The following is an 8,511-nucleotide window of genomic DNA, read 5'->3' as shown; positions in this document are numbered from 1 at the left end:
AAAAATACGATTTCTTGCAAATCCGACTACGTCAAATCGCTAAAACCGCCCGGCAAATCAAGGGCGTTCGGAGTTTTTAACAGGGGACTATCTCGTCGAAGGTCTTCATGGTCCTTTTGTCCATGACGCCCGCCTCGTGCAGACCATGGGCGGTCTCGTAAATTGCCGCCATGGCGTCGCTGCGATATTGCTTACCCATGTCTCTTGATCTCCCGTAGCGTTCCATTCTTCAAGCCCGGCCACGACGAAAGCGGCAAGCAAGGAACCGCGCCCCCCGTGGCCGCACCCCCGGCGGCCTAGAACGACAACGCCTTGGCCTGTTTGACGTGAGGCAGGGCGCGCATTTTTTTCATCAGCTTCTCATCGGCTTCCTGATCGACTTCGATAAGGGCGATGGCGTCGCCGCCCTCACCGCTCCGTCCCAGATTGAAGGTGGCGATATTGACGCCGGCGTTGCCCAGAGTCGTCCCCAGGGCGCCGATCAGGCCCGGCTTGTCCTCGTTGGTGAAGTAGAGCATTCGCGGCCCCAGTTCGGCGTCAATGGAGATGTCGTTGATCTCGACGATGCGCGGACGGTCTCCGGCGAACAGGGTGCCGGCGATGCTGCGTTCCTGTGTATCGGTAGCCACCGTAAGCTTGATCAATGACTGGTAGGCGGTGGCCCGCTCGTGAACGGTCTCGGTGATCGAGATGTCGCGCTCCCTGGCGATGACCGGGGCGCTGACCATGTTGACGCTTTCCAGCAGCGGCGACAGCAGCCCTTGCAGGATCACCGCCGTCAGCGGCTTGACGTTAAGCTCGGCGACGTGGCCTTCGTACTCGATGGTGACGCCGGTGATGCCGGACTCGGTGACCTGACCGATGAAACTTCCCAACTGCTCGGCAAGCTTCATGTAGGGTTTGAGCCGGGGAGCGTCCTCGGCGCTGAGAGACGGCATGTTCAGCGCGTTGATCACCGCGCCGTTCAACAGATAGTCGGCCATCTGCTCGGCGACTTGAACTGCTACCTTTTCCTGGGCCTCGGTGGTCGAAGCGCCCAGATGGGGCGTCGCCACCACCTGCTCCATGCCGAACAGCGCGTTTTCCTTGGCCGGTTCCTTGGAGAACACATCCAGCGCCGCCGCCGCCACATGGCCGCTTTCCAGCGCCTTTTTCAGGTCTTCTTCGATGATCAGTCCGCCCCGGGCGCAGTTGATGATGCGCACGCCCTTTTTCATTCTCGACAAGGCGTCGGCGTTAATAATGCCCCGCGTCGAGTCGGTCAGCGGCGTGTGCAGGGAGATAAAGTCGGAGCGGGCGATCAGATCGTTCAGTTCCACCTTCTCCACGCCTACGTCCTCGGCCCGTTCCTGGGACAGGTAAGGATCATAGGCGATCACCTTCATCTTCAGGCCCAGGCCGCGATCGGCGACGATGGAGCCGATGTTGCCGCAGCCGATGACGCCCAGGGTCTTGCCCATCAACTCCGTCCCCATAAACCTGGACTTTTCCCATTTCCCGGCGTGGGTGGAGGCGTTGGCCTGGGGAATCTGGCGGGTCAGCGCCAGCATCAGGGCGATGGCGTGCTCGGCGGTGGTGATGGAGTTGCCGAACGGCGTGTTCATCACCACGATGCCCTTGCCGGTGGCGGCGGGAATATCGACGTTATCAACGCCGATGCCGGCGCGGCCGATGACTTTCAGATTATCGGCGGCGGCGATGATCTCGGCGGTGACTTTGGTATCCGAGCGCACGGCCAGGGCGTCGTAGGCGCCGATGCAGGCTTTCAACTCAGCCGGACTCATCCCCGGCTTGACGTCTACTTCGATGCCCCGCTCGATGAAAACCTCGGTGGCGAGGGGACTCATACTGTCGGATATCAGGACTTTAGGCATGTCAGCTTCCCTTCGCTTCGTTTTTGGCGGTTTGATAGGCCCAGTCCAGCCAAGGGAACAAGGCTTGCAGATCGCCGGTTTCGACGGTGGCTCCGGCCCATATCCTCAGACCGGGAGGGGCGTCGCGGTAAGCGCCGATGTCATAGGCCGCTCCTTCCTTGTCCACCAGGGCGGCGATGCGCTGGGAAACCGCCGCCTGGGTCTCCGCGTTCTGCTCCAGAAACCAGGGGTCAACGACCTTGAAGCACACCGAGGTGGAGGAGCGCACCGATTCGTCTTCCGCCAGAAATTCCACCCAATCGCTGTTTTTCACCCACTTGGCTATGGCCGCCATATTGGCTCTGCCGCGAGCCATGAGGCCGCTGAGGCCGTGCAGGCTTTCGGCCCACTTGAGGCCGTCCAGGGCGTCCTCGACGGCGATCATTGAGGGGGTGTTGATGGTCTCGCCCTTGAATATGCCCTCGATCAGCTTGCCGCCCTTGGTCATGAGAAAAATCTTGGGCATCGGCCACGGCGGACTGTAGCTTTCCAGACGGGCGACGGCGCGGGGACTAAGGATCAAAATGCCGTGCTGGGCCTCGCCGCCCATCACCTTCTGCCAGGAATAGGTGGTGATATCCAGCTTGTCCCACGGCAAATCATAGGCGAACACCGCCGAAGTGGCGTCGCAGATGGTGAGGCCCGAACGGTCTGCCTTGATCCATTCGCCGTCGGGAACCCGCGCCCCGGAGGTGGTTCCGTTCCAGGTGAACACCACGTCGTTGTCGAAGTTGACCTTCGACAGATCGGGAATTTTGCCGTAGGGAGCCTCGTGAACGACGACGGATTTCAGCTTAAGCTGCTTGACCACGTCATAGACCCACCCGGCGCCGAAACTTTCCCACGCCAGGATGTCAACGCCCCTTGCGCCGAGAGTCGACCACAACGCCATCTCGACGGCGCCGGTATCGGATGCCGGCACGATGCCGATGCGGTATTCCTTGGGAAGACCGAGTATGGCGCGGGTGCGGTCGATGACTTCGGTGATCCTGGCCTTGCCGGGCTTGGAGCGGTGAGAACGCCCGACCAAGGCGCCGCTGAGGGCGTCAACCGTCCAACCGGGACGTTTGGCGCATGGACCTGATGAGAAATTCGGATTAGACGGACGGATGTCCGGTTTTAGGCTGGAATTCATTTTTTTACTCCCTTCCTTCCAGAAGAGCGGCGACCCGTTGGGGAGTCGTGGCCCACCGCCCTTATATGATCCTCGACGCGCATCGTCAACCGGGAAAAACTAGGGTAATGTCGCTTCCATAATGGCGGCGCGGACGCCTACCGTCATAATCAACCCGGTGGTAAATCTATGCTTGGGACTGATTGAGCAATAAGGGCATCCCATGAATCCGGAGGATGTCCTCGGACGAGCATGCGTTCAAAGACGGCATATACGTCATTCTTGCTCCCCGCAGATCGCAAGGTTTGTTTGTCATTGACCCACGCATAGACGATGACTTTAACTTTGGAATCGTAGCGAAAAAAGAGACGAAAGCGGCGACCAATCTTGGCGCGGCGCCAATGGCGAAAAGATACGCCCAGCGTATTGCCCTGTCGGTATTCGTCGCGTGCCGGGTCACTGGGAACCGTCTCCAGCATCAAGCGGCTGAGGGCGCGAAACAATTTGACGTTGGCGTTTGCCTCGAAGCCTTCCGGGGCCGATTTTTGCGCTCGATCAGCGGCCGCCGCAAGCCTTGAAATCTGCTCGATCAAGCATTGGTGAAAGAGCAAAGTCCAGCCCTTGCGCCGCGTCATAAGGTCACGTCGCCGTCAATCTCCTCATAAAGATCGACGGGATGCCTAAGAGCCTCGATCATGGCGCGGGCGAGATCGTTAGGCATGGTCGACACCCGCTTGCAGTTCTTAATATCCTTTTCCAGCAAGGCCAGAAATCCGGTGATCGCCGGATCTTCGTGCGTCCCCTCCTCTGCGCGGGTGACGATGACCTCGGCGCCGCGTAGTTCGAAAGTAACCTTGCCGCCCACATCGACTCCCAATGCCTGCCGGATCGGTTTTGGCAACGTAAGTTGACCTTTCGAAGTGATGGTCGCGACGCCATGGATAGCAGCCATTATCAGCCCTCTCAATAGAACGACACAATTGTAAGGAATATTCCTTACGTCGTCAATGAAAACCGAGCGGCTGCGATGCAGAAGCGGACCTGATCAACAGGTGCATTGCGCAGCAGTCGTCAAAAAGCTACTTTTGCAACAGGCCCAATACTTGGCAGGGGAAATCTTCAATGAAGAATCGAACGCAAACCATCAGGAAGATCGTTGGATTTCTCAATAACGTCGATGAAGATGGAGGGTTCTGGTTACCAAACATCCAGCGCCCGTTTGTATGGAGTGAGGATCAAATTTGCCGCCTGTTCGACTCCATTTTGCGCGAATACCCAATCAGCACGCTTCTAGTATGGAAGACCCTTAGTAATATCAGGCGTCGTCGCTTCATCGACAATTGGAAGGAAGCGCTGCGACTGAGCGATTTCTACGCCGAAGAAAGCGATAAGAAAAAAAGCCTAGTGCTGGACGGCCAGCAGCGCTTGCAGAGTCTCTTTATCGGCTTGCGCGGCAGCTTCGAGGGGCGCGAACTATATTTCGATGTTCTGAGCGGCGAGGTCGCGGCACCGGATGATATCAAATATAAATTCAAATTTTGGTCTTCGGATGATGTGGTCTTCCCTTGGGTTAAATTCAAGGATCTCGTTTTTTCGACCGACGTAAGCCGGAATATTGAAGGCTATTTGGCGTCATATGCTAACAGGCAGTTGATCATAGATGAACAGAACAAAATCAGGGATCACATTGAGTTGGTGAGACGCACATTCACGAGCGATGACATGATCACCTACCAAGAGCTGGATAGCATCGACAGCCCACACCTCTACACTGAAGACGACGTGGTAGAAGTATTCATCCGCGCCAATTCAGGCGGCACCCGGCTTGGCAAATCTGACCTACTGTTTTCACTCTTGAGCGTGAGTTGGGAATTCGCCGACGAAAAAATGGATGACTTGCTCGGAGCACTTAATGTTCATGGTTTTGCTTTCGACCGTGATTTTGTTCTGAAAACCTGCTTGGTTCTGCTTGGCGAGGGCGCTCGCTACGAAGTGCATAAATTTCGCAAGGAGGGTGTCCGCGAGCAGATCGAGGAGCAGTGGGAAAAGATCAGTAAAGCGATCAAGAATGTGCTGGATTGGGTACGCGGCAAGACCTTCATTCAGTGCGACAAGGCATTACCTTCCTACTTAGTACTTATTCCCCTCATTTACGTTTGTTACCACTATCCAAAGGCATGGAAGAAAGCCACCGATGTTGACGCTTACTTGCTTCGCTGCCTGTTAGCAGGCGCCTTCAGCGGCCAACCTGATGGTTTGATTGATGCGTTAAGCAAGCAGTTCTCTGAGAAGAATGTTTTTAACACCACGCAGATTTTCGGCTTAATTCGTGAACAGGGACGCAGCCTGGAATTGACTGAAGGTCGTTTTTTGCAGATGGGTTACGGCTCCAACACCATCCACCTTTTGTTCAATTTCTGGTATCGCAACGTTACCCACACACCAGCCTACGAAAATAACCTGCCTCAAGTTGATCACATCTTCCCGCAAAGTTTGCTATGCGTTGAGAAGGTAAAGAACCCGGAAACAGGCCGTATGGTGATGAAATACCACGCGGCAGAACGTGATCAACTTGCAAATTGTATGTTACTGAGCCGGGAGGAAAATGGTGCTGGTGGCAAGACCGACACGCCGCCCGCAAAGTGGTTCGCCGAGAAGGATGACGCCTATCTGGGAAAGCACCTTATCCCTAGAGACAAGTCGCTCTGGGAACTGAGCAGATTCGAGGATTTTATCGTCGCGCGGCAAAAACTACTGTGCGACCACTTCCGCTACTTGAATGTCCTGCCCACTGCTCCCGTCTGACATCTTCACACAGTGAGTGAGCCGATGAAAAAAGTTAAGGGTAGTTGTTACCGGGCGCTGAACGGAGAGAGGCTTTAATGGGGCGGTGGATAGTCGGATTATGCGTGTTGCTGGCGGCGACGGGCGGCGCATGGCTCTACCTGTCCCAGGGCGCGTCTCCGACCAGGACAGCCGCAAGGTCAAGCGCCGGCAGCATCGTCAGCATTCGCGGCGCCGGCGACGGCTCTGCGGCGCAGTCGCCTTCTTCGAGCGCGGACAGCAGCAAGGGCGGAGGAGCGCCTTCCGGCTTCGGCTCGGCGCCTGAAAGCCGTTACGAGGACGGGGAAATCCTGATTTCCGATCCTCCCTCCGGTTTTGCCGACATGATCGGCCCGCTGGGCTTCACGGTGAAAGAAAGGGTCGATCTGCCCGAATTGTCGATAACGCTATATCGTCTGCATACGCCGCGCGGCATGGCCGTGCCCGAGGCGAGAAAATTGCTCGGCGCCAGGTTCCCCGGCCTGACCATCGACGCCAACCACCAATTCGAGGCGCAAGGTCCTCCGAAGGATTTCTCAGGCAACCTGCCGCGCGCCGTTATCGGCTGGCGGCCGGCATCGCCTGACTGCGGCGGCGGCGTGCGCATCGGCATGATCGACGCGGCGGTTGATGTCTCCCACCCGGCGCTGGCGGGGCAAGATATCGAGTATGTCTCATTCCACGATAACGGGCGAAAACCCGGCCCGGCCGACCACGGCACGGCGGTGGCCGGCATCCTCGTCGGCAAGCCCGAGTGGGGCGGCCTGTTGCCGGGAGCTTCGCTCGCCGCCGGCAACATGTTCGAGGTCAACGAAGCCGGAGAGGTCGTCGGCAACGGCGTCAGCATGCTGAAGGCGGTGAACTGGATGATCAAAACCAAGGTCCATGTGATCAACATGAGCGTCGCCGGCAGCGACAACAAGATCGTCCGCAAGGCGCTGAAGGAGGCAGTTGAAAAGGGACTGATTATCGTCGCCGCCGCCGGCAACTGGGGCCGCGACGGCAACAAACCGGCCTTTCCGGCGGCCTACAAAGAGGTGGTGGCGGTGACCGCCTTCGCCGCCGACAAAACCATTTATTCGCACGCCAACTCGGGCAGCTACATCGACTTCGCCGCGCCGGGCGTACAGATATACACCGCCACGACGGGCGGCGGCGGCAGGATGCAAAGCGGAACCTCCTTTGCCGCCCCCTACATCTCGGCGCTGATCGCCCTGACCACCGCCGCCGGCAATGTAAAACCCGAAGATATCCTAAAAAAACTGATGATGGAGAAAGCCGTCGACCTCGGCATACCCGGCCACGACCAGGTCTACGGCAACGGCTTCGTCACTTTGCAGCCCGACTGCAAATAGAGATAGTGCATGGTTGTGACAGCCGTCACAGCCAAAACTGCAAAAAACCTGTACCAGGTTAAACTGCGTAAACATAATACGTTCCTATGATTGGGATAATAAACAGCATACATTAGACGGCACGCCTTGTTAAGAACACAAAAGGAACATTGAGCGGACGGGAGCTTGACAAACTAATGCCAAAAGCCGATATAAGGATCGTGGGCTGGTCACTGCGTAGCGGGGGCTGGCCCCTGTTATTTTGGTAGTATGACGAGTCCATATCCCTCCACCTTTCCCCGCCGATCACGCCGGAACTTGCCCTCGACGATGCGCCAGTCTTCTTTGTCCAATTTGCCCAACAGGTGGCGTCCGATCGGCGAGACCACAAGATCGGCAAGCTGAAGACCGGCGATGTTGTCCTGCTTGGCGCGCAGGTTCAGGCCCAGTATGCGATCTTCAATGGCGCTCGCCTGAAGGTATCGCGTCCCCTGTATTTTCAAGTTCAACCATGCAAGTTCCAGTTCACGATCCAGCGTAGTGTCTCGTTTTTCTGCGACGATCACGCCACCACCGCTGACCTTGCCTACGACGGAACAAAAACGTTCCACCAGAATATCGAGGCTGAGCAGGTATGGGTCCAAGGCAGCAACGCCATATCGGCTGAGGTGTTCATCCTTACTGATTGCACATGCCACCACCGAATAACACAGATCACGCATCATAGCGTTCAGCCGATCATGGAAGCGGGAGCGAAAGGCTTCATCCTTTAGTTGCTCGAAGCCATTCCTGTTGCGGGTAATGTCGGCTGTATGCAGCACGATGTCAGTGCGCCCGAATATATCGCGCTTGAATTCATTCAAGGCTACCGTCAACGGGCCGTCGGCATAATCTTTGTCAACAATGATTCCGCCCAGAACGAACATGGGATATTGCGGATCAATTACCGACAAGTTGTGATCGCCGGACTCGTCAAGGAAGAGAACCTTCATTATTGTCCGTTACTCCGTTCGGCGACGTATCGTCGCGGATGGATTAAAACAATATACGCTGACTGATATGGCGTAAATGCCTATATGTAGCGCATAAATATAACTAACGTGGATAAGTATCGGAAAGCAATGTTGGTATGTGGATTATGGGGATAAGTATTACCCAAATTGGATATATCTTCTCGGTGAACTCTCTGTATTCTTGATCTATGTAGCCAAAAAAAACAAACCCGGTGTGCGATTATCAGGCCACCACATTTTGGCTGTGACAGCCGTCACAGCCAAAACTGCAAAAAACCTGTATTATGTTATGAAATCAGGGCGTTCACGCCCGG

Annotated in this window: 7 protein-coding genes; 3 read left to right on the top strand and 4 right to left on the bottom strand. The window is 56.4% G+C overall.

Features of this window, described 5'->3' with window-relative positions; translation table 11 throughout:
- Positions 1-296: 296 nt before the first annotated feature.
- Positions 297-1,874, bottom strand: coding sequence for a phosphoglycerate dehydrogenase (locus tag A3H92_05935; protein ID OHC73577.1), 1,578 nt, complete (start codon positions 1,872-1,874; stop codon positions 297-299).
- Between the two features lies 1 nt (position 1,875).
- A complete protein-coding gene (locus A3H92_05930) occupies positions 1,876-3,048 on the bottom strand; it encodes a phosphoserine aminotransferase (GenBank protein OHC73576.1) in 1,173 nt (390 codons plus the stop codon).
- A gap of 215 nt (positions 3,049-3,263) precedes the next feature.
- Here A3H92_05930 and A3H92_05925 point away from each other — a divergent pair, with 215 nt between their 5' ends.
- Complete coding sequence (locus A3H92_05925; GenBank protein ID OHC73575.1) at positions 3,264-3,605, top strand: hypothetical protein; 342 nt, start codon at positions 3,264-3,266, stop codon at positions 3,603-3,605.
- Positions 3,606-3,658: 53 nt separating this feature from the next.
- Here the strand turns inward: A3H92_05925 and A3H92_05920 are convergent, their stop codons facing one another.
- Complete coding sequence (locus A3H92_05920) at positions 3,659-3,979, bottom strand: AbrB family transcriptional regulator (protein OHC73574.1); 321 nt, start codon at positions 3,977-3,979, stop codon at positions 3,659-3,661.
- 170 nt (positions 3,980-4,149) lie between these two features.
- Here A3H92_05920 and A3H92_05915 point away from each other — a divergent pair, with 170 nt between their 5' ends.
- Together A3H92_05915 and A3H92_05910 are read left to right on the top strand one after the other, a co-directional pair.
- Positions 4,150-5,832: a hypothetical protein gene (locus A3H92_05915; protein ID OHC73573.1), complete on the top strand. Its 1,683-nt coding sequence runs from the start codon at positions 4,150-4,152 to the stop codon at positions 5,830-5,832.
- Between the two features lie 77 nt (positions 5,833-5,909).
- Positions 5,910-7,205, top strand: a complete 1,296-nt coding sequence (locus A3H92_05910) for a hypothetical protein (GenBank protein ID OHC73572.1) — start codon at positions 5,910-5,912, stop codon at positions 7,203-7,205.
- 236 nt (positions 7,206-7,441) lie between these two features.
- On the opposite strand, the gene A3H92_05905 is transcribed toward A3H92_05910, so the two are convergent.
- Entirely contained in the window at positions 7,442-8,176 is a 735-nt protein-coding gene (locus A3H92_05905) for a hypothetical protein (protein OHC73571.1), read from the bottom strand.
- Positions 8,177-8,511 lie beyond the last annotated feature (335 nt).

The sequence above is a fragment of the Rhodospirillales bacterium RIFCSPLOWO2_02_FULL_58_16 genome, from assembly GCA_001830425.1.
Taxonomy (GTDB): domain Bacteria; phylum Pseudomonadota; class Alphaproteobacteria; order Rhodospirillales; family 2-02-FULL-58-16; genus 2-02-FULL-58-16.
Note: the sequence above shows the minus strand (reverse complement) of the source record. Positions and strands in the feature narration are given on the sequence as shown.

Excerpts from the sequence above, each read along its gene's own strand:
- A3H92_05925 (OHC73575.1), top strand. The coding sequence starts at position 3,264 with ATGTCCTCGGACGAGCATGCGTTCAAAGACGGCATATACGTCATTCTT.
- A3H92_05915 (OHC73573.1), top strand. The coding sequence starts at position 4,150 with ATGAAGAATCGAACGCAAACCATCAGGAAGATCGTTGGATTTCTCAAT.
- A3H92_05935 (OHC73577.1), bottom strand. The coding sequence starts at position 1,874 with ATGCCTAAAGTCCTGATATCCGACAGTATGAGTCCCCTCGCCACCGAG.
- A3H92_05930 (OHC73576.1), bottom strand. The coding sequence starts at position 3,048 with ATGAATTCCAGCCTAAAACCGGACATCCGTCCGTCTAATCCGAATTTC.
- A3H92_05920 (OHC73574.1), bottom strand. The coding sequence starts at position 3,979 with ATGGCTGCTATCCATGGCGTCGCGACCATCACTTCGAAAGGTCAACTT.
- A3H92_05910 (OHC73572.1), top strand. The coding sequence starts at position 5,910 with ATGGGGCGGTGGATAGTCGGATTATGCGTGTTGCTGGCGGCGACGGGC.
- A3H92_05905 (OHC73571.1), bottom strand. The coding sequence starts at position 8,176 with ATGAAGGTTCTCTTCCTTGACGAGTCCGGCGATCACAACTTGTCGGTA.